Raw genomic sequence first — 24,599 nt, 5'->3', positions numbered from 1 at the left:
ATTAGGTGGGAGTTTATGCGCTTTCACTGTATTTAACAAACTGTCCACTGAATATTATGCTTCATAAGTTCTTCTTCAAAGCTATATGGCATTTTTTTATCACAAATTACGTGTTGAATACGCGAAATTGCTGCTATACGATAATTCCCTTTCACGCCTACCTTCGTATGATCACATAAAATATATGTTTTCTCAGCTAATTTCATCATCGCCTCTGACAATTTTGCTTTCTCTAATTCAAAGCTGGAAACTCCAAAACTAGGTAATAACCCATCAATCGAAACAAACGCTTTATGAAAATGGAATTGCTGTATGACTTGCTGAGAAATAGACCCTGATACACGCGAATGCTTTGGAGATACTTTTCCACCTATAAATAAAACTTCACCGTGAAACATCTTTTTATTAATAGAAGAAATTAATTGTGTTGCGACTGGAAATGAACTTGTTACAATCGTTAAGTTTTTACGATGAACAAGGTATGGAACCATTTGAAGCGGTGTACTTCCATCATCAATTGCAATGACATCACCATCTTCTACAAATGTCGCTGCTTTATAACCAATTCTTTTCTTCTCTTCTATATGTAGCATTTCTCTTTCTAACATTGGCGCCTCTACCCCAGCGCCTGGAAGTTGAACAGCTCCACCATACACTTTTTTCAGCTTCTTTTCACGATCTAATTCTTCTAAATATCGACGAATCGTTTCTGTTGATACAGCAAATTCTCTCGCTAATTCTGAAACCTTTACTTTTCCTTTAAATTCTACCTTTTCAAGAATGGTTCGCTTTCTTTCTTCTCCTACTACAGACATAGATTCACCTCATTTATATCTCCCTCATAAGCTTCCTTGCTTATACAAAGTTATAATTTTCTTTGTAAGTAGAAACTTCTTCATGAATATGAATACCGCGCTTTGCTAGTTCATCAAAAATTAATTGTGGATTTTCAAAAGCTTCTTCAGGCGTAACAACACCCACCCTACTTACATTTCCAGTTGCAATTAACTCTGCAGCAATCCCAAATGGAATACCGACGTTTCTCGTATACGCTCTTAATTTTTCCCATCCTACAACAGAACCATCAGATAACGGATGTGTATGATATAACACATGTCTTTGCTTCTCATTATTTTTCATACCTATTACTTCTACATGAAGTGCATAACCATAAAGCTCTGTTTCTTGACCTTCTTTCGATTGCAATAAATACTGCGAAATACAATCCATAATTCCTATTTCTTTCCCGTTTATTTCAATCTGATCATTACGCAATATGCCGTAATCATATAAAGCACGTACAAGTTGCATATTTTGCTTCGGCCAAGTTCCTCTCGTCTCTATCAGTTTGACACCTTTATTTTCTAGTGCCTTTGCTAACGTAATCGTTTCAGAATGCGGAATGATATACTGCGTTTCCTTACCATAAGGCGCTGGCAATTCTATTTCTCTCGGACGCGCAAACGGAAGTACTTGTTTAAATTCACCATCTTCATACACTGTACGCGATGGTAAATGTGGATCATATTCATATGTCGTTGTCTCTGTAATTGAAGCAGAAAAAGCAATCGGACGATACGAACCGTGACTTACACGGACGGACTCTACAGTATCCAGTTGATTCGCTGCATGCATTGCCATCATTTGCGTTACACCTGGCGTCATGCCAAATCCAGGTAAACATGTTTTTTCATTTTGAACAAATATAGCATGCGATTCATTTTCTTCACCAAATCCATTTAAGTTCACACCGTGGCAGCCTGCTTCTGCAATACAGCGAGTCGACAATCCGTTTAGCTTTATCGTCGTACCATCCAATACAATGTCATAACCTTTCATTTTTGCAACCGTATCCTCGTGATTCGTTACATCTACTTTTACAAAATCAACACGAGGATCGTTGAGCCATTCTACTACTTTACGGCCTTCTTCCTCGTTAAAATCGGCTACAGTAATCGTCTCAAAAGATGAAAATTGAACTAAATCCAAAATAGCTTCACGACAAATTTTACCTGCTCCACCTAAACAAAATACTTTCACCCAATAACAGCTCCTTTAGCAATACTATCAACTAAGCGATTAATATCTTCTTCATGTACATCACCTATATTTCCAATCCGGAACGTATCTACTTTCGAAATTTTCCCAGGGTAAATAACAAATCCATAGCATTTTAATTCGTTATATAACTGTTGAAACTCAAACCCCTCTTTTGGATAAATGAAAGATGTAATAATAGGAGATTGATATTTCTTATCTACTAGTGGCTTAAATCCGATTTCTCCCATTCTATTCACTAGTAGTTTTTGATTGTTGTAATATCGATTGTAACGTGCTCTTACTCCACCTTCTTTTTCTAGCTCAAGTAGCGCTTGATAAAAAGCATGTACAACATGTGTAGGTGAAGTAAAACGCCATTTCCCATTTTGTTTTTCCATCGTTTCCCACTGATCATATAAATCAAGAGATAAAGAGCGTCCTTGCCCTTTACACTTCAATAATTCATCACGTTTTGCGATTACAAATCCGAATCCAGGAACCCCTTGAATACACTTATTTGCACTACTAATTAAAAAATCAATTTGTAAATCAGCAATGTCTATTTCAATCCCGCCGAAACTACTCATCGCATCAACAATTGTAACCTTTCCATACTGTTGTCCTAATTTACATACATCTACAATTGGATTTATAATTCCTGTCGTTGTTTCACAATGAACAACTGCAATATGCGTAATCTCTTTATCTTCTTGCAATAACTTTTCTACTTCTACAATATTAGTAGGTTCCCACTCTTCTGTTTGACTGATCACTACATCAATCTGTAACATCTCTGCCATTTGCACAATTCGCTTACCGTACGCACCATTTGTACAAACGAGAAGCTTCCCATTTGCCGGAATAACAGAACCAATTACTGCTTCAACTGAAAACGTACCGCTTCCTTGCATTAATACTGTTGTATATTTCTCTTCTTCCTTCGTCGCTAACGATACAAGTTTAGCTCTTACTTCTTGTACCATCGTATTATATTCATCATCCCACGTACACCAATCGCATAGCATAACTTCTTTTACTGATTTTGTTGTCGTTAATGGTCCTGGTGTTAATAATAAGTAGTGATTTTCATTCATGATCCCGTGCCCCTTTTATGAAATAATAAGTTCTTGTTTCTCGATATGTTCCATTACGTTTTCGAGCTCCTGCATCGTTTCAATCGTAAAATGAGCCCCATTTTCAACAAACCGATTACGAACTATTTCTATTTTTTCACGAAGCTCTACCGAATCCATACTCTCCACTTCCTCTTCCGTTAAACCAAGCTCACTACTTCCAAGAATTACACCAACTGTCCACATTCCAGCATTTCTACCTTCTTTCATATCTGATACTGTGTCCCCTACTTTTATCATATGGTTCATCGGATACACACCAAGTTCCATTGCATTTTTATAGCACATCCATGGATATGGACGGCCTGCTGGAACATCATCTGGCGTAACAAGAAAATCAGGTTTATATCCTTGTAACGCTGCTTCCTTTGCTACAATTTCCATGATTTCTCTCGTATAGCCCGTTGTTGAACCGATTTTAATGCCTCTCTCACGTAAAGAAGCGATTACTTCTTTTACCTCATCAATCGGCGTAGCATAACTTGGTAAAATAGAAAAGAGAATTTCTTCAAACTCTTCATACATCTCATGAATGTCTGCTTCTGTTGGTAATTGACCGAAGACACGCTTCCACTCATCCGCAATACGAGGCATTTCTGTTAGTGCCCTTACATGATCTATTTTTAATAATCCCATTGGCTTACGTGCTTCTTCTGCTGTAATTTCAACGCCGCGTTTTTGAAAAATCTTCATGAATACTTCTAGCGGTGCAAAACATCCGTAATCAACCGTCGTACCTGCCCAATCAAAAATAACTGCTTCAATTTTCATTCTGTCCATCACCCTTCTTACTTATCTTTTTTGCCATTGTGAAGTTCGGTTACGAAGTGCTTTCGTTCCCCATTCATATACAACTCTCACTACAATATTTGTAACAACAATAAGTACACTCATTGCAGCTGCTGGTGCTACATTTCCTGCATCATCCATATTTACGATTGATACGGCAGCTAGTTTAAAATCAGCTGCATATAGGAATACAACTGCCGATACAGTTACCATTGAATTTACGAAGTAGTACATTACCATTTCTAAAATTGCTGGTAAACACATTGGTACTGTTACTCGGAAGAATGTTTTATAAAACGGAATACCCATCGACTGCGAAACAAGCTCAAACTCTCGGTCTAATTTCTTTAAGGCAGTCGTTGCCGTGACAAATGTTACAGAATAAAAATGAATGATATTTACTAGTACTAATACAGCGATTGTTCCGTATAAAGAATGAAACGGATTCGTTACTGATAGTCCAAGAATTTGAATCGTTGGTTGACTAAAGAAAAAGACATATCCTAATCCGAGTACTAAACCTGGTATCGCTAACGGCACTATAGAGAAAAAGTAACCTGTTTTTCTGAAAAATTGTAGCTGGTCTATTTTCTCAATTGCATATGCGAATACAAATGTTAAAATCGCCCCAATAACTGCTGTAACTGCTGAAACAATTACGCTATTTTTAAATGCTTCAAGTCCATCTCCTGTTAAACTTGAAAAATTAAAATGCTCAAATGTAAAACTCATATTATATGGCCATACTTTCACACTTGCAGCAATACCAACTGCAACAAATAATAGAATGATCATAAGTGTAATCACACTACAATATATGAATGAGATTACATCTCTTTTCTTATTAGCTATTATTCTGTATGGTACTGCTTTTGAAGATAAGAAATTCGCCTGCTTTCTTTGCGTAATACGATCAACTACAAATGCGAATATAGCTGGGATTAATAAAATCATTCCGACAGTTGCACCCATCGGCATATTTTGCTGTCCAATTACTTGTTTGTATACGTCAGTAGCAAGCACATTATATTGACCACCAACAATTTTTGGTGCCCCAAAATCAGTAAAACTAAGTGTAAACACAACAAACATTGCACTAATTAATCCGTACTTTACACTAGGTAAAGTAACCGTGAAAAATTGCTTTGTTTTACTCGCCCCTAACATATTAGAAGCTTCATATAAACGATAATCAGATCCTTGGAAGGCAATTAGCAATATAAGAAAGGCTTGTGGAAATGTATACATAACTTCAGCTATTACAATTCCTACTGGTCCATATAAAGGGATTTGTATACCTTCAAATAAACCAAACATTCCTTTCGTTACTAGCCCTTGATTACCAAATAAATATGTAAGTGCTATACCGTGCATCATCGTTGGTGCGAACAATGGTAATAACGCTACATACTGAAATACACGCTTTCCAAAAACATTCGTACGGGCAATTGCATATGCGTAAACGAATGCGATTGCAACTGAAATAATTGTTGTTGCGCCCGAAATCCATACTGTATTTTGTAAAGACTGAACTAAAGTTGGTGTTGTGAAATATTTACTGAAATTCGCTAAACCAACGAAAACTCCATCTTTATTATAAAAAGCCTGTGTAAATAGTTGTAATAGCGGTAATACAAGTATGATAAGGAAAGAAAAAATCATACCGATAATTACGAGCCGTTGGATCCATTCCTCTTTCCCTATACTTCTCTTAATCTTTTTTTTCGTACTTTCTACCTTATAGTTTTCTAACATCTCCATCTATACAATGACCTTCTTTCCATATGACAACATATGATTTTCTGAGAAAGAGATTTGAATCGGCTTTCCTTTTCTAATAGCCGTTGCTTCTACTTCTGATGCTAATATATCCACTACAATTTTCTCATTATAAAGGTGTGTGTTTTCTTCTAAGACTCGCACTTCCGTCCGATATACAGATCCGCGAAATTCCATACTTTCCACAACTGTTTTAATACCGTCCTTTTGTACAATTGTTACATGTTCAGGACGAATTGCATGTTCTTCGTTATTTTTCGAAAAGAAATTAATAGAACCAATAAAATCTGCCACAAACGGATTGGCTGGTCTTTGATAAATCTCCTCTGGTGTTCCAATCTGCATAATTTCCGCATGATTCATTACAACAATTTTATCAGCCATTGTTAATGCCTCTTCTTGATCATGCGTTACCATAATCGTCGTTACTCCTATTTTCTCTTGCAAATCACGCATTTCCCTACGTAATTTTTCACGCACTTTTGCATCTAAAGCTGATAACGGCTCATCGAGTAACAAAATATCTGGAGACAGAGCGAGCGCACGTGCAAGTGCTACTCGCTGCTGTTGTCCACCAGACATTTGAGCAGGATATTTATCTTTTACATTCAGCAAATCTACAAGTTTTAACGCATCTAGCGCTTTCTCTTTCACTTCTGCTTTCCCATATTTTTTTGTCTTTAAGCCGTATTCAATATTTTCAAGTGCTGTTAAATTCGGAAATAAAGCATACGATTGGAAAACCATTCCGAAGTTTCTCTTTCCAGGAGGCAATGCTGTAATATCTTTTCCATTCACAGCTATACTGCCAGTCGTTGGTTCCTCTAGTCCCGCTAAAATGCGAAGCAACGTCGTTTTCCCACAGCCACTCGGGCCTAATAAACAAACAAACTCATTTTTGTTCACAGTAAAAGAAATATCTTTTAACGCTGTAAATGCATCAAACTGTTTTTGAATGTGTTGAATTGATAAATATTCGCTCATTTTTCTCTCTCCCACTCACTTACTTTTTCGGTTCTGCTTTTTGGCCAAACTCTTTTTCCCATTTTTCTAAAATTTTGTCACGATTTTCTGCTGCCCATTTAAAGTCATTCTTTTTATATAATTTTTCAGTAACATCTTTCGGGAATCCCTCTGGAAGTTTATAATCATTTTTAATTGTCGCAAATCCATTTTTCTCAAAGTATAACTTCATTACATCATCAGTAATTGCCCAATCTAAAAATGCTTGTGCTAATTTATCATTTTTCGCATTATCTTTCTTAATAAGTGCGTTCGCTTCTACTTCCCACCCTAATCCTTCTTTCGGCAGTACAACTTCAACTGGTGCACCTTTTTGTTTCTCTTTTAAAGCACTATAAACCATTGATACACCGACTGGATATTCACCTGCTCCTGCTAATTTCGCTGGTTTTGATCCTGAATGCGTATAACTTGCCATATTATCATGAAGTTTCTTCATGTAATCCCAGCCTTTATCTTCACCCATGATTTGTAGCCATGCAGAAACTGTTAAAAATCCTGTTCCAGATGATGCTGGATGTGGCATAACAAGTGTTCCTTTATACTCTGGTTTCGTTAAATCTTCATATGATTCTGGCATCGGTAAATTTTTCTTCTTTAACTCTTCTTTATTTACAGCAATCCCCGTCATAAATGCAGTATTTCCTACCCATTTTTCAGGTTGCTTATCATCTTTAAATTGCGGAAGAACACGATCTGCTCCTTTTGGAGAGTATCCTTTTAACATATCTTTTTTATCTAAAGCTAATAGACTTGATGCCGCAGTTCCCCATACAACATCTGCTTGTGTACTTTTCCCTTCAGCTAGCAATTTCGCAGTAATAACTCCTGTTGAATCACGTACAATGTTCAATTTCACATCAGGATATTTCTTTTTAAAGGAATCAAGATAAATTGGTACAAGCTCTTCTTCAATTGCTGTGTAAACAGTTAATGATCCAGATAATTTGTCATCTTTCACTTTCGCTCCAGCACTTTCTTCCTTCTTTGCACCACACCCCATTAATAACGAAAATACCATTCCAGTCGCTACAGCTTTAAAGATTGTTTTTTTCACTGTTTCTCTCTCCTTTTACAAATCTTATGTACAACTCAAATATAAACAACTAGTGTAAAAGCAGTATTAAACCAACATTAATCTTTTGTTTGTTGTTTGTTTTTGTGTAATACGTTGCTACTTCTATGTTTTTTCGCATTTTTCTGCTAATAGAAAACACTAAATTTACAAATAATTAAAAAAACCTTTATAATCCCACAAAAAAATGAGGCGTTTGTAAAAAACGCCTCATTTTTGTTTCCCTTTTTTTGAATTACGATTAGCATACTTTGCGCTATTTTCTCCTTCATACTCTAATGCAAATTCTGCATCTGGTAAGCTTTCTTTCGGAGTTTTATTATTATTGATTGCCGCATTTTGTTTCACTTTTCTTTTTACCAATACATTCACCTGCTCTCAAGAAATCACTTTCTACTCTAGTTTGAAACAACTTAAAATAATTATTACTGGCAAGTGTTAACAAGTACATAAGAGGCGTTAGATGGAAATACTACGTATGAAGAAATCATTATAAAAAGGAGCGATAATTTTGAAGAAAAAAGAAAAGATTCAATCACCAATTTTAGACGAAACGCTCCCGCATCAAATGAATTTTCCATCTTTTAAAGGAACAGGAAAAACGATGCAACAACCTTTTGTGAATCAATATGATGTTGTAATTGGAGACAGTAAATATAATTCCGAGAACAGTCCACTTAACAATTGGAGTGATAAAATAGATCCTGCCATTATGGCTGGCGATGAGTGGATCCATCCTACAAATGATATTGGGTGGATTTCAGAAGAAAATCAAGAGTTGCTAAAAAACGAAGCGGATAATAAAAATGAAGCTTTTATGCATCCACAATTTGGAATTAACGACTAAAAAACCATTCTACCTAACGTAGGTAGAATGGTTTCATACTATCCAATAATAATCCGCTCTTTCGGGTATTTATAGCGAGGTGGTTGTTCCCTTCCACCACTAGCTAAAATAAATGTTAAAATACCAACGCGTCCGATAAACATAAGCACAATAAGTACAAGTTTCCCAACAGTTGTTAAATCAGGCGTAACACCTGTTGATAGTCCCGTCGTTCCGAAAGCAGAACAAACTTCAACAATTAAGCTCATAAGCGGTACATTTTCCGTAATAGATAAAATGAATAGCGCAGTAGCACATAACAAAATCCCCATCGTCATAACGACAGATGCTTTCAGTACATCCTCTTCATGTAGCTGACGTTTGAAGACTCTAACTGTTCTACCACCCCTTGCAAAGGTATATAGTGACAATATACTAACAGCAAATGTTGTTGTACGTATTCCGCCCCCAACCGAACTTGGAGATGCCCCTATAAACATTAATATACTCATAAATAAAAGCGTCGGTTGTGACAATTCACGTATATCCATCGTAGCAAGTCCACCACTTCGCGTCGTCACAGATTGGAATAATGTATAAAATACAGTTTCATGCCATGACTTTCCTACTAAAAAATGATTTCTCTCCAGTAAAAAAATCATAATTGTACCAACAACAACGAGTGCAAAAAATGTTGTTGTCGTCAATTTTGTAAATAATGAAAAACGGAATAATTGTTGTCTCCTTTTACTAAGGAATTGTTTCACTTCCATTAGCACAGGGAAACCAATCGCTCCTAAAATAATTAGTAACATATGAATCATTTGAACAATATAATCTTTTTTATAAGGAATTAATGATTGTCCTGTTAAATCAAATCCGCCGTTCGTAGTCGCACTAACAGCTGCAAAGAAACCGTGAAAATAAGCTTCTTGCCAAGTCGGAAAGTAAAGTAAAAATCTTGTACCTAATAGGATTGCTCCAATAAGTTCTATTGAAATAATTACAATCAAAATAGAACGCATCAATTCTACAAGACCCGATAAATTCCCTTGATTATGGTCTGCCATAATTAATCTTCTTCTTTGCAAACCAATCTTTTTCCCCGTAATGATCCAAACAAATGTACCAAGCGCCATAATTCCTAAGCCGCCTAATTGTAGAATAAGGGCTAAGACAATAATTCCTGCTGTAGTAAACGTATCTGAAATCGTAATAACAGACAGTCCCGTAACGCTTACCGCACTAACCGATGTAAAAAGCGCATCTATAAATGTCCATTTCACACCAGGCTTCGTAACAAACGGTAAACTAAGCAATATCACCGATACAACTACTGCTAACAAATAAAACAAAACGATGAGTTGTACAGGACGTAATTTTTGTAAAAACTTTTTTATATCTCTCATTCCATCACTTCGCTACCTTTTTTCTATCGATTAAATAAAGAAAAATCTTTACTTTCTTTATTTGTAAATAACTGCTCAAATAATTTGGCAAAGACCATTCCATATACAGTTCCATTACCTCCATACGGCAATGCGTAAAACAAATTATGTATCTTTTCGTCTTCTTTTAAAATGGGGAGACCATCATGAGTACCACCAAACGCGGCTGCCCAATAGTAGTCTGCCTGTATATTTTTATACTGCGGGAACATCTCTTTTACAATATTAATAAGGATATCACGCTTATGCAATAATTTCGTATCACCAATTGTTTGAATTTGCAGCGCTTCATCTAATCCGCCTACAATAATGCGGTTTCGATACGTTCGAAAATATAAGTAGGGCCGTGCCGTTTCCCAAATTAACGATCGCTCATGCCAGCCTTCAAACTGATCTATTTCATTTGTTACAATTGCATAAGAGGTGTCTACTGTTGTATTTTTTCTTTCTTTCTTTCCAAAAAGCGCTTCATAACCTGTCGCCATAATAATATTCTTTGCTACAATTTGATTTCCTGTTTTCGTGTAACAAATTAAATCATTTTTACGTTTTTTTATATGTATTGCCTCTGTATGTTCATATATATTAGCTCCCATTTGATTTGCTTTATGCAAAAGACTGTGCGCTAATAAATACGGATTCACCTCGGCATCACCGTGTGTATATAATGCCGCTTGTTTTATAAAAGGATAACGTTTCTTAATATCAGATTCTGTAAAATACTCAACAGGAAATCCATAATTCTGTAACGTATTGTACTCCTCTTGTAAAAATGAGACATCCTCACTTTTACTTGCATAATATAAACTACTTCTCGGAATAAAATAGGGATCAATATCGAGAGTAGGTACCACTTTCTCCATTGTCCGTAACGCTTCGTAACACAGTTTATATGCTCGTACCCCTTTTTCTTCACCAAATGTATGGATAAGTGAGGTTAACGATTTATCATGAAGAAACTGTAATACACCTACATTTGCAAATGTACTACCACATGCAATTTCTCTTTTTTCAATAAGCATTACACTCATACCTATTTTCGCTAAAGAATACGCTATATGGGCACCTGCTTCGCCACTTCCGACTACAAGCACATCACATATCATATCATTTCCTAACGGTGGATAACAAGGTACTGAAACTCCTGTATTCCAAAACAACTTACCTGTCATAAGTTTCATAATTATACTCCTAAAATATAAATTTCTCCTTTCTATGTTTTGTTATTTTTCATAAAAAAATCCAACTAACATAGGCTAGTTGGATTTTTTATTTTTAATTAGAACGCTCTTCAAGCCAATTTCCAATCGTCGGATATGTTTGTTTTACAGCTGTTCCACCGTAAACGATAGACATATGCCCTGTTGGTAAACATACATATTGTTTATCTGTGCTAGAAATATGGTCTAGTAATGCTTCTACTTGACATGGCAAAGCGATATGATCACGTTTCCCGGAAATATTTAAGACATTCGCCTTAATATTTGCAAGATCTACCTTTTGTCCGCGAATAACGAGTTCACCCTTAACCAATTTATTATTTTGATAAAAATCACGAATCCACTGTCTGTATGATTCACCTGGGAACGGAATACCATCACCAACCCACTTTTGAACCAATCTCCAGCTTTCGACGAAGCGTTCATTCTCTGAACGATCTACTAGAGCAACATATGGACCAACAAAGTTCGTAATTGGCTTTAACATTTTGTTTCCGAAATCAATCATTTCTGGCGGAATATTTCCAAATGTATCAACCGCTTTATCTAAATTGAAGTATTTCTCATCTAATAAAGGACCATACAATCCTGTTTCAGAGAAATCAAAAGGACTTGTCATGAAAATTAAATTACGAATTGGCATGTGCGGATGAAGCGCTGCATAAATAGAAGTTAGCGTTCCACCCATGCAATAACCAAGTAAAGAAATCTCGTCCGATTTTGCAGTTCGCATTACTTTTTTTACTGCTTTTGCAATATAATCAAACACGAAATCATCAAATTTCAAATGACTATCTTCTAAACCAAATGTGCCCCAATCAAGCATATATACATCAAAACCACGATCCACTAGATATTCCACTAAACTATTTCCAGGAGTTAAATCCATAATATATGGTTTATTAATAAGAGCATATATTAACAGAATTGGAACTCTTTGTGTTTTTTCTTGTTTTGGAATGTAGCGATAAAGCTTCGTCTTATTCTTCGTCCAAATAACCTCTTTCGGCGTTAATCCGACTTGCGGCTCTGGTTCACGTAATAAAATTTCACTCGCCCTTTTCACTCGGCGGTATGCTTTTCGGTACTCTTCTGGGTATAGCTCTAATTGCTTTTCCCATTCTGTTGCGAATGTAGTCATTTTTCTATCTCCTTTTTGGTCGATTTCCTTCTTAAAAAAAAGAAGTGCATTCCTGCTATGGATATGCACTTTTTTCTTACTTCATTACATATATAATCCGCCGTTAATGTTTAATTGTTGACCTGTGATATACGCACCGTCACGGCATAGGTATACTACACCTTTTGCAATTTCATCAGCTTGACCAAAACGTTTTTTCGGGATTTTTGCAACGATTTTTTGACGTACTTCTTCTGGTACTTCTGCTACCATTTCAGTATCAATAAATCCTGGGCAAATAGCATTTACAGTGACATTTGTTTTTGCAAGTTCTAACGCTAATGATTTTGTAAATCCTAACATACCCGCTTTTGCTGCTGAGTAGTTTGTTTGGCCAAATCCACCTGCTTGACCAATAATAGAAGAAATGCTAATAATTCTTCCTTCTTCTGCTTCCGTTATGTATGGAAGAACCGCACTTGTCGTATTAAATACGCTGCTTAAATTCACGTCAATTACGCGCTCCCAATCTTCACGATTTAACTTTTTGAATGTACGGTCTCTTGTAATACCAGCATTATTAACAAGAATATCAACTTTACCAAAATGATTCACAGTTTCTTCTACAAGTCGGTTTGCATCTTCTACTTTAGAAACATCCGCTTGCACTGCATAAACGTCATGTCCGTCTTTTCCTAATTCATTTACTAAATTTTCAGCTGCTTCTTTACTGCTATTATAGTTAATAACTACTTTCGCTCCCTCTTGTGCTAATGCTACTGTAATTGCTTTTCCAATTCCTTTTGCTCCACCTGTTACGATTGCTACTTTTCCATTTAATTGAACCATTTCTTTTCCCCCTTAAATGAATTTGTGAACGATTGTTATGAATCATTTTGGTACTCATACTATAGAGTCCATATATAATTATGTTTCGCTGTTTATACGTGAAAAGAGATTCTCCCTCTCTCTTTTATCTGTTATAAACAAGCGCTTTTATCATTTTTTATTTTCTGGTTTATTCGCAGGCTTTACCTCTTCTTTTACAGGTACTTGTAGTTTAGCTAGTACTGCATTTTGCTTTTCTAGCAATTCTAAAATTTGATCTACTTTTGTTTCAAGCGTACGAATATCTTGTTTTACTTTCGTTACATCACGCTTTAATGTAGGAGCTTGCCCTAAAGAATCTACTTTCTCCTCTAGAAACTCCTCAATGTTATCTACTTTATTTTCTAAGTTAATAACAAGCGTAGCCACTCTTGCGATATCCTCTTTCGTCGGCACATTTACTTGTTCTAAATAGTTTTTTGTCGTATCATTTAATGCTTTTTGATAAAACAAATTCAAATCTAGAACGCTGCCCATCCAAGCAGAATATTCTTCTGTTTTAATTGTTTCATTGAGCGCTTTTCCCCAAAATGTTTCGGTTTGTTCATAAGCATTTTTCCATGCTTGTAGTGGATCGAATTTTTGATCAATCACTTTACCTACACTCCCTTTTTCGTTTTTGAAACAATTCAACCTATTCACTATTTTCTAATATTCTGAATAAAACTTCAAGTCTATATTTTATTTTTTTCTATTTTCTAACAAATGTGTTGACTTTAAAAACAGATAGGTGTAAATTGCACTTATAAGCAAAAAATTCCATCTAACTGATTCATGAGGTGATGCACAATCATGCTACAAAATGAACCAGAACAACGCGAAAGTTTGGAGAGCAACCAAGCGAAACAACCAAACTCCATGCCAAAAAACTTCTTAGTTCCCTTCTTACTTCTCTGTCTAAAAGACTGGAGTCTTCATGGTTACAAACTTATTCAAATGCTAATGGATATCGGCTTTTCTTCTGTTGACCAAGGTAATGTTTATAGAACACTACGCAAATTAGAAAAAGAAAACCTTATTTCTTCTACTTGGGATACAAGCGATGGAGGGCCGGCAAAAAGAATTTATTCTTTAACTGAATATGGAGAGCAATATTTAACAACATGTGCGACTTCTTTTGAACATTATCAAAATATGTTGCGAACGTTTTTCACGTTATACACCAATGCATTCTTTCCATTTTCTACTTCTCCAGAAAAGGATGAAAAGGATTCTTCATCTTCACCTGGTGGTACAGCAGAGTAATCTGCGTTCACAATATGCAAAAAAACATTTGGGGGTCAAACAATGGAAACTAAACCATACGAATTAGTCGATGCATTTTGGAAAAACTGGTCTCAATCACTTTCCCTTTTCTCTTCAGCTGGGAAGCAATTAGAGCAACTTACTTTAGAAACATTAAAACAACAACAAGACGCTTTGCATAAATTAACATCAGGAGTAGATGAACTAGAAAAAGAACTACAACAACTCACTGCTCAGTTCAATAACCAATATACAGATTACGTGAAACAATTAACTGGAAACTCCTTAAATGATCAAATTAACGAGTGGCAGGACAAATGGAAGGAACTTTCTGCTCATATGCATCAGCTTACTGTTTCTCCTACAAAAACATCATTGTCAATTCTTACCCAAACAAGCGGCCAATTTGAAGAAACAACAAAACAATTTATTGAGCAACAACAATTACAACGTGAAGAGGCTCAAAAACAGTTAGAGGGTTTTTTGGAAGAGTTCAAGTCAAAACAGTTGGAACTCGCAAAAAAGTTCGAGGAAAACTCAAAAAATCTATTTACTTCCATCAAGTAAGAAAAATGTGGGAGCTAACCGCAGCACAAACAAAACTCTTTCTTCCTCCTACTACATCAAGATGGCTAACATTTTTCGATATGGAAAAGAAGGAGGACAAAATGAATCCATTTCAAGAAGCACAAACTGTTCCGGAGCTTCGCTATGATGAGATTCAAGTCGGTGATCAAGCATCCCTTACAAAAACAATTACAGATGAAGATGTTATCAATTTTGCAAAATTGACTGGGGATGTGAATCCTATTCACATTTTAGATTCTTTTGCAAAAACGACAATGTTTAAAGAACGTATTGCTCACGGTATGCTCGTTTCGAGTTTTATTTCTACCATCCTTGGAACGAAACTCCCAGGCAAAAATACGATTTATTTATCCCAAAATGTTTCATTCCGTGCCCCTGTCAAAATCGGTGATACACTTCGCGTTGTGGCAGAGGTTATTAAAAAGCGTGATGATAAAAAAATCATTACGCTGCAAACAAACATATATAATCAATCAGATGATATTGTCGTGGAAGGAACAGCGACAATACTAAAAAAAGAGTAGCAAATTTGCTACTCTTTTTTCTATCCAAGAACTTCTAATCGCACCGATTACTTCCGCGTATGAGTACGTCGTTTCCACATAAAATAACGTTACCAGTTTAGATAAGAACTTAGCTGAACTGGACTACTCATAAGGATGTGTATCAACATGGTAAAAACAAACAAATTATTAGTTCCAGGTGCAGAACAAGCACTTGAACAATTTAAATATGAAATTGCACAAGAATTTGGTGTAAGCTTAGGATCTAATACAGCATCTCGTTCTAACGGTTCAGTTGGCGGTGAAGTAACAAAACGTCTTGTTGCTTTAGCTCAACAACAATTACGTGGATAATAATATAACATATGGCTTAGAGGCAGATATTCTCTGCCTCTTTCTATTTTCAACATACATAATGGTGCTTTTTCACATACTAATCAAAACGAAAGGAGCGATCTGTAAAATGAAACGGATTAATATTAGCATGAGCCCTCCCCGCGTTCTTACTTTGTCTTTTCTTGTATTATCAGTTGTCGGCACATGTTTATTAAAACTACCCATTGCTACGACAACGTCCATTTCATGGCTCGATGCCTTATTTACAACCGTTTCCGCTTGTACTGTTACTGGGCTTGGTGTTGTAGATACTGGAAAAGTATTTACTTTGTTTGGACAATGTGTCATTTTAACGCTTATACAAGTTGGCGGGCTTGGCATTATGAGCTTTGCTGTCTTAATTGCGATTATGCTCGGAAGAAAAATCGGTCTTCAAAATCGAATTTTACTGCAACAAGCATTAAATCAAACGAATATCGGCGGCATCATCCGTCTTGCCAAAGCATTATTTTTATTCTCTTTTACAGTCGAATGTATCGCTACTATAATTCTTTCTTTTGAATGGGTACCAAAATATGGGGTTATGAAAGGGATCTATTATAGTTTTTTCCATTCAATCTCAGCCTTTAACAATGCTGGCTTTTCTGTGTGGAGCGATAATTTAATGTCCCATTCTCATAGCATTCTTGTCAATCTCGTCATTTCCTCTCTCATCATCTTAGGTGGAATTGGTTTTACAGTAATCGTAGACATAAAAAGAAAGAAAAACTTTAAAAACCTTACACTACATTCAAAACTTATGCTCTCTTCTACTCTAATCGTCAACATTATTGCTACCCTTTTTATTTTTATATTCGAGTTCCATAACTCCCTTTCTATGAGAGGTTTTACCCCATTTGAAGAAGGATTGGCCTCTTATTTTCAAGCAATTTCAACGCGAACTGCCGGGTTTAATACTGTTGATATTTCTACATTGTCAAAACCTTCTCTCCTATTAATGATGCTCCTTATGTTTATTGGTGCTGGTAGCGCTTCAACTGGTGGTGGGATTAAGTTAACAACATTTTTAATCATATTTTTTGGCGTATTTAAATTTTTACAAGAACAAGAGGATATTGTCGTATTTAAAAAATCCATTAAAGATACTCTCATTGTCAAATCATTAACCATTACTATTATTTCCATTTCATTTATCTTTTTTGCTATTTTAATTTTGAGTATTACTGAGCGAGTTCCTCTATTGATGAGTGCTTTCGAAGTATTTTCAGCATTTGGGACTGTTGGCCTCAGTATGAATTTAACACCCCACTTAACTATAATCGGAAAAGCTATTATTATCTTTATGATGTTTTTCGGGAAAATGGGTCCTTTAACATTGGCTTTTTCATTTGCTCGTAAAAAGAACCTGAAAATAAAATATCCGAATGAAGATATTTTAACAGGTTGACAACCGTATAAATTATCCATATAATGAGAATACAATAACATATCTCCAAAGGGGAGTAGCGTCCAAGAATATTTCTTGGAAACAAAGTCGTCATTACGTAGAACTTAGTTCTTCCGGCTTTGTTGGCATTTTTTATTACATATGTCTAGCAAGACCTTTGCCTATTAACGGCAGAGGTCTTTTTTGCATTCACTTCCAGATTTTTCCAAAGTTAATAGGCAGGAGTATGGGGAAACTAAATAGTGGGGAAATTCTTCACTTATTTAGAACTTATAGAAATGAGAGGAGAATGTACATGGATGTATCATTATTATTGGAGTATGGTTGGGTATTACTCATCCTAATTGCACTTGAAGGGATTTTAGCGGCTGATAACGCTCTTGTTCTTGCAATTATGGTAAAACATTTACCAGAAGAAAAACGAAAGAAAGCACTATTTTATGGATTAGCGGGGGCATTTGTTTTCCGATTTGGATCGTTATTTATGATTTCGTTCTTAGTCGATGTATGGCAAGTGCAAGCAATTGGTGCCATCTACCTTATGTTTATCGCTGGTAATCACTTATTTAAAACATATGTTGAAAAGAATACAGATGAAGAAACAGAAGAAAAAGAAGCAAAGAAAAAACAAGAGAACTTTTGGTGGACTGTATTTAAAGTTGAGGTTGCTGATATCGCCTTCGCAGTTGATTCAATTTTAGCTGCTGTTGCACTAGCAATGACTTTACCAAAAACAGGATTAGGTACAATTGGTAGTCTTGATACTGGGCAATTCGCTGTTATCTTTGTAGGTGGACTTATCGGATTAATCATTATGCGATTTGCAGCAACTGCTTTCGTACAAATCTTAAAACGTAAACCAGGACTTGAAACCGCAGCATTCTTAATTGTAGGTTGGGTTGGTGTGAAGCTAGCAGTTTATACATTAGCACACCCTGCATTAAATGTAATTCCACATTCATTCCCAGAATCCACTCCGTGGAAGCTTACATTCTGGATTGTATTAGTCGGAATCGCAGTTGGTGGTTGGTTCTTCTCAAAAGAAGTAGAAGTAAAAGTAGAAAAGAATTTAGACGAAAAAGCGCTGTAATTACAGCGCTTTTTCTTTTTTCTTTCTTCCTCTCAATGTCCAGAAAAAATTCCATTATACTACCTTTTGTAAACGTTTTCTTAATGTATGTATGTCCTTTTTGTGAAACATTGCACAAACTTATTGAAAGTGAGAACAATTCCATGTACTTTATTCATATAAGGAGTATTTATAGAAGATTTACTAAAGGAGCGTATTACTCATGCTAGAACAAGGACTAGATTATGTTGTCAAACTGGCTAAAAGCAAAAAGAAAATACTAGATACAAACCCAATGCAATATTTCATTCGTGCTGCACTTGCGGGTATTTATATCGGTTTTATTATTGTACTATGTTTTAAATTAGGTAACTTTTTTCACATTGCAGATTCACCAGCAACTTATTTAGCTGCTTCTATGTTTTTCGGGATTGCTCTCGTACTTATTATATATGGCGGTGCTGAATTGTTTACTGGGAACACAATGTACTTTACTGTAGCAACTTTAAGAAAAGAAACAACGATTTCTGATACACTACGTAACTGGGTTGCTTGTTATGCAGGTAACTTAGCCGGCGCGTTATTCTTTGCCTTACTATTTTACGCAACTGGAATTTTTGAAGCAATTGATCACGGTCACTTAATGAATAAAGTCGTTGAAGGAAAGATGAACACACCTACAATGCAGTTATTCTTTAAAGCCATTTTATGTAACTGGCTCGTATGTCTTGCTTGTTTCTTACCTTCTCAGGTTAAAGGTGACACAGCAAAAATAATAGTCATGATGCTACTTGTTTTCACATTCTTCTTATCTGGTTACGAACATAGTATTGCAAACTTATCACTCTTTGCTTTATCTTTAGTTTCACCGCATCCTGAGACAATTTCTTTTTCAGGTGCTATTCATAACTTAATTCCTGTTACAATCGGTAACATTATTGGCGGATCAGTATTTGTCGGTATGGTATACCACTACTTAACAAAGAAAACACCTGAAGTTCAACAGGAAGAAACTGAAATCGCAGTAGCTCAACAAGAAGAGATTATTCCTTTACAAGCACATATGAAACACTAAAAACTCCAAAGTTTTACTTTGGAGTTTTTAGCTTCCCACGTATTTAACAACAAGGTGAGGATTAATTTCTCCTTCTTCCTTTCCCTTATCCATTCTCTGTTTCATCTTGTGCATACCGATGACATCATTCGTATGAAGGTGAATTTCATTTACATATAATCCCTCTGTACAAAAAGCTTCTACAAAATCTAGTCCATTTTTTGCTCCCCAGCCCATATTATAATCAAGGGAAAGAATATTCACATCATAATCCCGAACCATTTGCAAGGCACATTCTACTGTAGTTGCGGACACATACCCGAACGGGCAACTTCTTTGATCATCCATATATACGTTCATTTTCGATTCCCTCTCTAATTTGAATAAACAGCTAATACATAGCACATTGCCCCAAGACTAATAAAAGGACCAAATGGAATTGGCTTTCGTACTTCTATACGTTTTAATCCGATACCAATCCCGAAAAAACAAAGACTAAAACAAGATGCTAAAAATAAAACGATAAAAACTCCCTTCACTCCTACTATAAAACCAAGTAACGAAAGTAGTTTTATATCTCCTCCGCCAAGCCCTTCTGGATATATCTTTTGCATGCAATATAACAAAAGGAATATAACACCACTACCAACTATACTATCTGTCCAAGTAACTAATTGTACAAAAACACTTTCGAGAATGAGTAAAACCGCAAACGAAATTAAAATACAATCAGGAATTAACATATATAAGTAATCTGTAACTGAAATAATAAGAAGTAGCGAAAAAAGGGATAAAATGATAATAAGTTCTCGTTCTATTCCAATCATATACACGGTAAGAAGAAATATACTTCCTGTTATACATTCAAATGCTACATATATAATTGGAATTTTCCTCTTACAATTCGTACAACAGCCTCTTTGTATATAAAATGAAATGATGGGGATTAGTTCTTTTGGCCTTAGCACATATTTGCAATAATAACAATGTGAACGCGGGGTAATAATAGACGCACCTAATGGAACCCTCACCGCAACTAACATAAAAAAAGAACCAAACACCATCCCTGCTAACAGTGCATATAAATAAGTGAACATCCCTTCCTCTCCTTTCCCAAAAAACATAGCAAAAAAAGGAGAGAACTTCTACTTCATATTATCCTTTATTCTACTAAAAAAGCAGGCCATTTTCCGGCCTGCTTTCCCCTCTTTTATACGATGAAATATACTGCTTTTAATGGTCCATGTACTCCGACAACAAGATTCATCTCAATGTCAGCCGAGTTACTTGGCCCTGTAATAAAGTTAATACAAGATGCCGCTGTCTCCCCATTTTCTACGCGTGAGTTCATATCCTGAACTGCTTGTGTAATACGAGGCACAAGTGTTTCACGTGGAATAATAGCAAAATATACAGTCGGTAAAAAGTGTAAAGAACGTCCCTGCCCTTTATGACTTTGTACAACAATTGTACCAGATTCGGCTAATGTATAATCACTAAATGCAATACCAATATTCGCTTTTTCAGCTAAACGCATATTTTCGTCTTTTCTCTCTGGATCCCATACGTTTACTTCAACGTCTCGCTTTGGAAGTTCTTCTTTAAATAAAGATGTTAAACCATATGCATCAAAACGATCATCTGCTGATAATAAAATAGGTCCCCCGCCGTTTTCCATGATTACTTTTTGAAGGTCTTCACCTAAACGGTCATTTGTCGTTTCTACTACAGTTGTATGAATGTTTGTACATTGCTTTTTAAACACTTCTAGTAATTCTTCTTGTGAATAATCTTTTAACGTTTCTATATTCACATTACTTTTCCATACTGGACGCTCTACACCTTCTGTTTTACGTGCGCGCCCAAGTTCTTTTGCAATGTTATCTAGAAAGGCATCACGGTTTTGAATTAATCCTGTCATTATTTATCCCCGCCTTTCTTATGATCTTTATACCAATCACGGAATCGTTCTTTACTTGGAGCTGGGAATTCACGAATATCCGTCCAGTTTTTAAGTGGTCCAACACCTTTTGATACACGATTACCAGATGTAAATGGACTCATTGCCGCTGGTGCCATTTTTGAACCCATTTTATATAAAGCAGCTGAAGAAGCACCCATACTAAACATTTTCATCGCTAGTTTTTCTGCAAGTGGTGCACGACCTTCTTGCTCAACGATGACTTGACGATGTTTTAATAATAAATCATGCAATGGAATTTTTACTGGACAAGCTTCTGTACATGCTCCGCATAAACTAGATGCATAAGGAAGCTCTTTGTAATCATCATATCCACCTAGAAGCGGTGTTAATACCGCACCGATTGGTCCTGAGTAAATCGATCCATATGAATGTCCACCAACGTGACGATATACAGGACATACGTTAACACAAGCAGCGCAACGAATACATTGTAATACGGAACGGAATTCAGATCCAAGAATTTGAGAGCGACCATTATCAACAACCACTAAATGGAATTCTTCAGGTCCATCAACTTCCTCTTCTTGAATTGGTCCTGCTACTGTTACATAACTTGTTAATTTTTGACCTACTGCACTACGACATAGTAAACCAACTAAAACATCTAATTCTTCCATTGTCGGAACCATACGTTCCATACCCATTACCGCAATTTGTGTTTTAGGAATTGACATAACAAGATCTGCATTACCTTCATTCGTTACTAAACAAAGAGATCCAGTATTGGCAACAGCAAAGTTACAACCAGTTACACCAATTTCTGCATCCATAAATTTCTCACGAAGTTGTTTACGAACAAACTTTGTCATTTCATATGGGTCATCAGAATTTTCATAGCCTAGCTTTTCTTTAAATACATCGCGAATTTGCGTTCTATTTTTATGAAGTGCAGGTGCAATAATATGTGAAGGTGGATCATTATCTACTTGCAAGATATACTCTCCTAAGTCACTCTCTAATACTTCACAGCCAATCTCTTCAAGCGCATGGTTCATACTAATTTCTTCTGTTACCATCGACTTTGATTTTACTACTTTTTTCGCTTGTTTCTTTTTGGCAACGTCTTGAATATACTTTGCAGCTTCCTCTTTCGTCTTCGCAAAGTACACGTGTCCGCCTCTTTTTGATACATTTTCACTTAACTGCATTAAGTAATAATCCAGATTTTCTAACGTATGTTGACGAATTTGTTCACCTAGTTCACGCCACTCTTCCCAGTTTCCTAATTCATCTGCAGCTTTTAAGCGATTCGTATATAAACGCGTTTGTGCAGAAGATACTGCTCCGCGCATAAACGAATCTTGAATTCCATCACCAACGCGATCATTAAATTTTTTCTCACTGATTTTCATAGACATAGCTTATGTTCCCCCTTCATGAGCGACTATTCAGTACCTCAGCAATATGCATTACTTTTACTTCTTTTCCTAAACGCTCAATACGTCCGCCAATGTTTAACAAACACCCACAATCTGCACCGATTAAATAATCTGCACCTGTTTCCATGACACTATCTACTTTTTCGTCTACCATTTGCTCAGAAATTGGAGTCATCTTAACTGAAAACGTTCCCCCAAACCCGCAACAATTTTGCACGTTTGGCAAATCTCTCACAGTTAATCCTTTTACATTTGATAATAAAATTCCTGGTGCTTCTTTTACTCCAAGCATACGCGTCATATGACATGATTTATGAATAGTAGCTATCCCTGGTAAACTTGCACCAACATCTGTAACTTTTAAAACATCTACAATAAACTGTGTAAATTCATAAGTTTTATCAGCAACTTTTTGTGCACGTTTAGCCCACTTTGGATCATCTTTGAAAACATGCGGATACTCATGAAACATTGTCGCACAAGAACCAGATGGCGTAACAATATATTCTGCATCTTCGAAAGTTTCAATCATATGTTTCATCGCTTCTTTTGCTGCTTCTACATGGCCGCTATTATAAGCAGGCTGCCCACAACAAACTTGTGCTTCTGGAAATTCAATTTCACAACCTAAACGCTCCAACACTTCAACTGTTGCTTTGCCGACATTTGTTTCAAACATATCGACTAAACAAGTAACAAATAAAGTAACTTTCATAACTATTACTCCCCCTTTTTACAACTTCACCAACAAACATATGGTCATCAGATGACTTAGTAGAGAAGAAATAGGCTCAACCATGGCCTATCCTCTCCCTCTTCTAAAGAAAACGCTTACTTAATCTTTCTCTATTTTATCAGAAAATTAAATTTTTAAAAGATTAAATTACGAATTTATATCGTTTTTACCTGTGACAATATGTTCTACATTTGTTAAATGATCTAGCATTGCTTGCTGCGCTAATTCTACATCTTGTTTTAACACCGCATCATATATAACTTGATGCTCTTCTATAAGTCGTTCTGATGTCGTTTGTTCACCATATAAAATAATGCGTCTTGATTCACCAATTGTTTCAGCAATCATCTCTGAAACATGATTCATGAGTTCAAGCAAAATGTTATTATGCGAAGACTCTGCAATTCCCATATGAAATTGAAAATCGGCTTTTTCGCCAGCCTTTTCATCTCCAATGCTCTTTGCCATTTCATCTAACCAATGTTTCATATTTTGTAAGTTATCTTCCGTACGTTTTGCCGCCGCTACTCGAACTGCCCCCACTTCAAGCACCTTTCGTACTTCTAATAAATTCAAAATATCTTCTTTCTTCATTAATAATCTATTGTTTAATGATTTCGTTAATGAAGAAGAATCGAAGTTCTTCACATATGTACCTTCTCCTTGTTTCATCTCAATTAAGCCCATCGCTCTTAGCGCACTTAGCGCTTCACGAACAGCAGATCTGCCAACTTGAAACTGCTCAGCTAATTGATGCACAGGGAGTAGTTTGTCACCAGGTTTTAACGTACCATTTTTAATCATTGTTAAAATAGCTTCAGATACTTCTTCGTAAATTTTTTTCGGTTTAATAGATTTGTACTCCAGTTAAATCACCTCAGTATCTTCCAAACAACAATTGAAACGATTTATAAGAA

The 24,599-nt window shown here is 35.8% G+C and carries 27 protein-coding genes; 8 read left to right on the top strand and 19 right to left on the bottom strand.

The window, feature by feature from the left end:
* Nucleotides 1-32 precede the first annotated feature (32 nt).
* The 8 genes from ACTFN4_RS07625 to ACTFN4_RS07590 form a co-directional block, all read right to left on the bottom strand.
* Complete coding sequence (locus tag ACTFN4_RS07625) at nucleotides 33-815, bottom strand: DeoR/GlpR family DNA-binding transcription regulator (RefSeq protein WP_000117668.1); 783 nt, start codon at nucleotides 813-815, stop codon at nucleotides 33-35.
* A gap of 40 nt (nucleotides 816-855) precedes the next feature.
* Complete coding sequence (locus ACTFN4_RS07620; RefSeq protein WP_439962202.1) at nucleotides 856-2,040, bottom strand: saccharopine dehydrogenase family protein; 1,185 nt, start codon at nucleotides 2,038-2,040, stop codon at nucleotides 856-858.
* Nucleotides 2,037-3,134, bottom strand: coding sequence for a 2-aminoethylphosphonate--pyruvate transaminase (gene phnW, locus ACTFN4_RS07615; protein ID WP_439962201.1), 1,098 nt, complete (start codon nucleotides 3,132-3,134; stop codon nucleotides 2,037-2,039). Before phnW ends, ACTFN4_RS07620 begins: the two co-directional genes overlap by 4 nt.
* A gap of 15 nt (nucleotides 3,135-3,149) precedes the next feature.
* Nucleotides 3,150-3,944 (bottom strand): phosphonoacetaldehyde hydrolase, encoded by a 795-nt coding sequence (gene phnX / locus ACTFN4_RS07610; protein WP_439962200.1) that lies wholly within the window; start codon nucleotides 3,942-3,944, stop codon nucleotides 3,150-3,152.
* Between the two features lie 21 nt (nucleotides 3,945-3,965).
* Nucleotides 3,966-5,723 (bottom strand): putative 2-aminoethylphosphonate ABC transporter permease subunit, encoded by a 1,758-nt coding sequence (locus ACTFN4_RS07605; RefSeq protein WP_000425521.1) that lies wholly within the window; start codon nucleotides 5,721-5,723, stop codon nucleotides 3,966-3,968.
* The gene (locus ACTFN4_RS07600) at nucleotides 5,724-6,725 is read right to left on the bottom strand and encodes a putative 2-aminoethylphosphonate ABC transporter ATP-binding protein (protein WP_000006197.1); all 1,002 of its coding nucleotides are present in this window, start codon (nucleotides 6,723-6,725) and stop codon (nucleotides 5,724-5,726) included. It abuts the gene before it with no gap.
* A 19-nt stretch (nucleotides 6,726-6,744) separates the two neighbouring features.
* Nucleotides 6,745-7,821 carry a putative 2-aminoethylphosphonate ABC transporter substrate-binding protein gene (locus ACTFN4_RS07595; protein WP_439962199.1) on the bottom strand — a complete coding sequence of 359 codons (1,077 nt, stop codon included), beginning with the start codon at nucleotides 7,819-7,821 and terminating at the stop codon, nucleotides 6,745-6,747.
* A 228-nt stretch (nucleotides 7,822-8,049) separates the two neighbouring features.
* Nucleotides 8,050-8,202 (bottom strand): hypothetical protein, encoded by a 153-nt coding sequence (locus ACTFN4_RS07590; RefSeq protein ID WP_000240799.1) that lies wholly within the window; start codon nucleotides 8,200-8,202, stop codon nucleotides 8,050-8,052.
* 148 nt (nucleotides 8,203-8,350) lie between these two features.
* On the opposite strand from ACTFN4_RS07590, the gene ACTFN4_RS07585 reads away from it, so the two are divergent.
* Entirely contained in the window at nucleotides 8,351-8,686 is a 336-nt protein-coding gene (locus tag ACTFN4_RS07585; protein WP_000726025.1) for a DUF3905 domain-containing protein, read from the top strand.
* Nucleotides 8,687-8,724: 38 nt separating this feature from the next.
* Here ACTFN4_RS07585 and ACTFN4_RS07580 read toward each other — a convergent pair whose 3' ends face one another.
* The 5 genes from ACTFN4_RS07580 to phaR form a co-directional block, all read right to left on the bottom strand.
* A complete protein-coding gene (locus ACTFN4_RS07580) occupies nucleotides 8,725-10,074 on the bottom strand; it encodes a TrkH family potassium uptake protein (protein ID WP_001204707.1) in 1,350 nt (449 codons plus the stop codon).
* A 23-nt stretch (nucleotides 10,075-10,097) separates the two neighbouring features.
* On the bottom strand, nucleotides 10,098-11,294 hold the full coding sequence (locus ACTFN4_RS07575) for an NAD(P)/FAD-dependent oxidoreductase (protein WP_000772575.1): 1,197 nt from the start codon (nucleotides 11,292-11,294) through the stop codon (nucleotides 10,098-10,100).
* A gap of 94 nt (nucleotides 11,295-11,388) precedes the next feature.
* Entirely contained in the window at nucleotides 11,389-12,474 is a 1,086-nt protein-coding gene (gene phaC, locus ACTFN4_RS07570; RefSeq protein WP_000206336.1) for a class III poly(R)-hydroxyalkanoic acid synthase subunit PhaC, read from the bottom strand.
* An 84-nt stretch (nucleotides 12,475-12,558) separates the two neighbouring features.
* Nucleotides 12,559-13,302, bottom strand: a complete 744-nt coding sequence (locus ACTFN4_RS07565) for an acetoacetyl-CoA reductase (RefSeq protein WP_000250409.1) — start codon at nucleotides 13,300-13,302, stop codon at nucleotides 12,559-12,561.
* Between the two features lie 150 nt (nucleotides 13,303-13,452).
* The gene (phaR, locus tag ACTFN4_RS07560) at nucleotides 13,453-13,935 is read right to left on the bottom strand and encodes a polyhydroxyalkanoic acid synthase subunit PhaR (protein ID WP_000566942.1); all 483 of its coding nucleotides are present in this window, start codon (nucleotides 13,933-13,935) and stop codon (nucleotides 13,453-13,455) included.
* A 198-nt stretch (nucleotides 13,936-14,133) separates the two neighbouring features.
* On the opposite strand from phaR, the gene phaQ reads away from it, so the two are divergent.
* The 7 genes from phaQ (at nucleotide 14,134) to ACTFN4_RS07525 (ending at nucleotide 19,604) form a co-directional block, all read left to right on the top strand.
* Entirely contained in the window at nucleotides 14,134-14,586 is a 453-nt protein-coding gene (gene phaQ / locus ACTFN4_RS07555) for a poly-beta-hydroxybutyrate-responsive repressor (RefSeq protein WP_000939955.1), read from the top strand.
* Between the two features lie 42 nt (nucleotides 14,587-14,628).
* The gene (phaP, locus tag ACTFN4_RS07550; RefSeq protein WP_000448594.1) at nucleotides 14,629-15,153 is read left to right on the top strand and encodes a polyhydroxyalkanoic acid inclusion protein PhaP; all 525 of its coding nucleotides are present in this window, start codon (nucleotides 14,629-14,631) and stop codon (nucleotides 15,151-15,153) included.
* A gap of 101 nt (nucleotides 15,154-15,254) precedes the next feature.
* The gene (locus ACTFN4_RS07545) at nucleotides 15,255-15,698 is read left to right on the top strand and encodes a MaoC family dehydratase (RefSeq protein ID WP_001067916.1); all 444 of its coding nucleotides are present in this window, start codon (nucleotides 15,255-15,257) and stop codon (nucleotides 15,696-15,698) included.
* Nucleotides 15,699-15,845: 147 nt separating this feature from the next.
* Nucleotides 15,846-16,031 (top strand): alpha/beta-type small acid-soluble spore protein, encoded by a 186-nt coding sequence (locus ACTFN4_RS07540; protein ID WP_000241212.1) that lies wholly within the window; start codon nucleotides 15,846-15,848, stop codon nucleotides 16,029-16,031.
* 109 nt (nucleotides 16,032-16,140) lie between these two features.
* Nucleotides 16,141-17,460: a TrkH family potassium uptake protein gene (locus tag ACTFN4_RS07535; protein WP_000822360.1), complete on the top strand. Its 1,320-nt coding sequence runs from the start codon at nucleotides 16,141-16,143 to the stop codon at nucleotides 17,458-17,460.
* 295 nt (nucleotides 17,461-17,755) lie between these two features.
* Entirely contained in the window at nucleotides 17,756-18,550 is a 795-nt protein-coding gene (locus ACTFN4_RS07530) for a TerC family protein (protein WP_439962198.1), read from the top strand.
* Nucleotides 18,551-18,752: 202 nt separating this feature from the next.
* Nucleotides 18,753-19,604 carry a formate/nitrite transporter family protein gene (locus ACTFN4_RS07525; protein WP_000893025.1) on the top strand — a complete coding sequence of 284 codons (852 nt, stop codon included), beginning with the start codon at nucleotides 18,753-18,755 and terminating at the stop codon, nucleotides 19,602-19,604.
* A gap of 27 nt (nucleotides 19,605-19,631) precedes the next feature.
* On the opposite strand, the gene ACTFN4_RS07520 is transcribed toward ACTFN4_RS07525, so the two are convergent.
* The 6 genes from ACTFN4_RS07520 to ACTFN4_RS07495 form a co-directional block, all read right to left on the bottom strand.
* Nucleotides 19,632-19,943, bottom strand: coding sequence for a cyclic-phosphate processing receiver domain-containing protein (locus tag ACTFN4_RS07520; RefSeq protein WP_001103770.1), 312 nt, complete (start codon nucleotides 19,941-19,943; stop codon nucleotides 19,632-19,634).
* Nucleotides 19,944-19,957: 14 nt separating this feature from the next.
* The gene (locus ACTFN4_RS07515; protein ID WP_000495726.1) at nucleotides 19,958-20,680 is read right to left on the bottom strand and encodes a prepilin peptidase; all 723 of its coding nucleotides are present in this window, start codon (nucleotides 20,678-20,680) and stop codon (nucleotides 19,958-19,960) included.
* Between the two features lie 113 nt (nucleotides 20,681-20,793).
* Nucleotides 20,794-21,504, bottom strand: a complete 711-nt coding sequence (locus tag ACTFN4_RS07510; RefSeq protein ID WP_000147187.1) for a LutC/YkgG family protein — start codon at nucleotides 21,502-21,504, stop codon at nucleotides 20,794-20,796.
* A complete protein-coding gene (locus ACTFN4_RS07505; protein ID WP_000061930.1) occupies nucleotides 21,504-22,925 on the bottom strand; it encodes a LutB/LldF family L-lactate oxidation iron-sulfur protein in 1,422 nt (473 codons plus the stop codon). Before ACTFN4_RS07505 ends, ACTFN4_RS07510 begins: the two co-directional genes overlap by 1 nt.
* A gap of 16 nt (nucleotides 22,926-22,941) precedes the next feature.
* Entirely contained in the window at nucleotides 22,942-23,661 is a 720-nt protein-coding gene (locus ACTFN4_RS07500) for a (Fe-S)-binding protein (protein WP_000869148.1), read from the bottom strand.
* A gap of 168 nt (nucleotides 23,662-23,829) precedes the next feature.
* Nucleotides 23,830-24,519, bottom strand: coding sequence for a FadR/GntR family transcriptional regulator (locus ACTFN4_RS07495; protein ID WP_254904515.1), 690 nt, complete (start codon nucleotides 24,517-24,519; stop codon nucleotides 23,830-23,832).
* Nucleotides 24,520-24,599: the final 80 nt, after the last annotated feature.

The sequence above is a fragment of the Bacillus cereus group sp. MYBK95-2 genome, from assembly GCF_051915225.1.
Taxonomy (GTDB): domain Bacteria; phylum Bacillota; class Bacilli; order Bacillales; family Bacillaceae_G; genus Bacillus_A; species Bacillus_A cereus.
The sequence above is the reverse complement of the archived record's forward strand: the minus strand, read 5'-3'. Positions and strand labels throughout refer to the sequence as shown.

Bases quoted from the DNA above. Each gene is read 5' to 3' on its own strand.
- phnW (WP_439962201.1), bottom strand. From the start codon at position 3,134: ATGAATGAAAATCACTACTTATTATTAACACCAGGACCATTAACGACA.
- phnX (WP_439962200.1), bottom strand. From the start codon at position 3,944: ATGAAAATTGAAGCAGTTATTTTTGATTGGGCAGGTACGACGGTTGAT.
- ACTFN4_RS07545 (WP_001067916.1), top strand. From the start codon at position 15,255: ATGAATCCATTTCAAGAAGCACAAACTGTTCCGGAGCTTCGCTATGAT.
- ACTFN4_RS07540 (WP_000241212.1), top strand. From the start codon at position 15,846: ATGGTAAAAACAAACAAATTATTAGTTCCAGGTGCAGAACAAGCACTT.
- ACTFN4_RS07565 (WP_000250409.1), bottom strand. From the start codon at position 13,302: ATGGTTCAATTAAATGGAAAAGTAGCAATCGTAACAGGTGGAGCAAAA.
- phaQ (WP_000939955.1), top strand. From the start codon at position 14,134: ATGCTACAAAATGAACCAGAACAACGCGAAAGTTTGGAGAGCAACCAA.
- ACTFN4_RS07510 (WP_000147187.1), bottom strand. From the start codon at position 21,504: ATGACAGGATTAATTCAAAACCGTGATGCCTTTCTAGATAACATTGCA.
- ACTFN4_RS07505 (WP_000061930.1), bottom strand. From the start codon at position 22,925: ATGTCTATGAAAATCAGTGAGAAAAAATTTAATGATCGCGTTGGTGAT.
- ACTFN4_RS07625 (WP_000117668.1), bottom strand. From the start codon at position 815: ATGTCTGTAGTAGGAGAAGAAAGAAAGCGAACCATTCTTGAAAAGGTA.
- ACTFN4_RS07600 (WP_000006197.1), bottom strand. From the start codon at position 6,725: ATGAGCGAATATTTATCAATTCAACACATTCAAAAACAGTTTGATGCA.
- ACTFN4_RS07530 (WP_439962198.1), top strand. From the start codon at position 17,756: ATGGATGTATCATTATTATTGGAGTATGGTTGGGTATTACTCATCCTA.
- ACTFN4_RS07605 (WP_000425521.1), bottom strand. From the start codon at position 5,723: ATGGAGATGTTAGAAAACTATAAGGTAGAAAGTACGAAAAAAAAGATT.
- ACTFN4_RS07575 (WP_000772575.1), bottom strand. From the start codon at position 11,294: ATGAAACTTATGACAGGTAAGTTGTTTTGGAATACAGGAGTTTCAGTA.
- ACTFN4_RS07515 (WP_000495726.1), bottom strand. From the start codon at position 20,680: ATGTTCACTTATTTATATGCACTGTTAGCAGGGATGGTGTTTGGTTCT.
- ACTFN4_RS07520 (WP_001103770.1), bottom strand. From the start codon at position 19,943: ATGAACGTATATATGGATGATCAAAGAAGTTGCCCGTTCGGGTATGTG.
- ACTFN4_RS07580 (WP_001204707.1), bottom strand. From the start codon at position 10,074: ATGAGAGATATAAAAAAGTTTTTACAAAAATTACGTCCTGTACAACTC.
- ACTFN4_RS07525 (WP_000893025.1), top strand. From the start codon at position 18,753: ATGCTAGAACAAGGACTAGATTATGTTGTCAAACTGGCTAAAAGCAAA.
- ACTFN4_RS07500 (WP_000869148.1), bottom strand. From the start codon at position 23,661: ATGAAAGTTACTTTATTTGTTACTTGTTTAGTCGATATGTTTGAAACA.
- phaP (WP_000448594.1), top strand. From the start codon at position 14,629: ATGGAAACTAAACCATACGAATTAGTCGATGCATTTTGGAAAAACTGG.
- ACTFN4_RS07535 (WP_000822360.1), top strand. From the start codon at position 16,141: ATGAAACGGATTAATATTAGCATGAGCCCTCCCCGCGTTCTTACTTTG.
- phaC (WP_000206336.1), bottom strand. From the start codon at position 12,474: ATGACTACATTCGCAACAGAATGGGAAAAGCAATTAGAGCTATACCCA.